Source organism: Clostridium thailandense (assembly GCF_019207025.1).
Lineage (GTDB): Bacteria > Bacillota > Clostridia > Clostridiales > Clostridiaceae > Clostridium_AM > Clostridium_AM thailandense.
The window spans coordinates 1-1,320 of record NZ_JAEEGC010000196.1 but is presented as its reverse complement, the minus strand read 5'-3'; the positions used below and the strand labels follow the sequence as shown (position 1 = coordinate 1,320).

Here is a 1,320-nt window from a genome sequence, read left to right as displayed (position 1 = left end):
TTCGCTAAGATTGATTAAGAAATTTTTATATGTGTCTTCAGCTCTGGAAACATCTCCCTGCGCATAATTCAACTTTCTGGTGTATTTCTAATAGTGCGACAGCCCCTTTTTCTTTAAAAAATACTATTCCGTTGCTTTTAAGGTAATACAATCTAGGGTATAATTACTATAATAAGAATTGCAAAAGAAATGGAAGTGATGAGGTGGAATTTAAACCACTGCCAATAGGAATAGATGATTTTGAAAAGTTAATAACTAGAGGTTATTATTTTGTAGATAAAACATTACTTATAAAAGATTTATTAGATAATAAAGCAGATGTTAATTTGTTTACAAGACCAAGAAGATTTGGAAAAACTCTAAATATTAGCATGCTTCAATATTTTTTTGAAAATAGTGGGAAAGACAACAGCTATCTTTTTGAAGGTTTAAATATAATGAAAGAAGGAGAAAACTATATTTCTCATATGGGACAGTATCCTGTAATTAATTTGTCTTTAAAATCTGCAAAGCAGCCAACTTTTGAATTGGCACTAAAGTGTATTAAAGATGAGTTAGTAGATGAATTTAGGCGTCACAATTACATTTTGAAAAGTGATAAATTAATTAAAGAAAAAGAAGAATACGAAAAAATAGAGAAAAAAGAATCTGGTGCAGAACTTTATGTAACAGCATTAAAATTTCTATCACAATGCCTAGAAAAATACCATAATAAAAAAGTAATAATATTAATAGATGAATATGATGTACCGCTTGAAAATGCTTTTTTTGAAGGCTTTTATGATAAAATGATAAGTTTCATAAGATCACTTTTTGAGTCAGCACTGAAAACTAATTCTTCTATGGAATTTTCAATTATAACAGGCTGTCTTAGAATTTCAAGAGAAAGTGTTTTCACAGGACTGAATAATTTAGATATTATATCAATCCTAAATGACCATTATGATGAATATTTTGGATTTACCCAAAATGAAGTCAATATGATTCTTGAGGATTATGGTCTAAGTGAAAAAGAAGAATTAACTAAAAGCTGGTATAATGGGTATATTTTTGGGCAGGCACAAGTTTATAATCCTTGGAGTGTGGTTAAATTTGTTAAGGACTTACATAAAAATAAAAATGTATTGCCAACATCTTATTGGGCTAATACTAGTTCAAATAGTATAGTTAAAAGTTTAATAGAAAAAGCAGATGCAGTAACCAAAAGCGAAATTGAGCTTTTAATAGAAGGGAAAACCATAGAAAAACCGGTGCATGAAGATATAACCTATGATGAAATCTATGATTCCTTAGATAATCTATGGAACTTCATGTTCTTCA

1 protein-coding gene is annotated in these 1,320 nt (G+C 28.7%); it reads left to right on the top strand.

What is annotated here, in order from left to right:
• Nucleotides 1-203: 203 nt before the first annotated feature.
• On the top strand, nt 204-1,320 hold a 1,117-nt coding region (locus tag I6U48_RS27705), incomplete at its 3' end, for an AAA family ATPase (protein WP_218323747.1).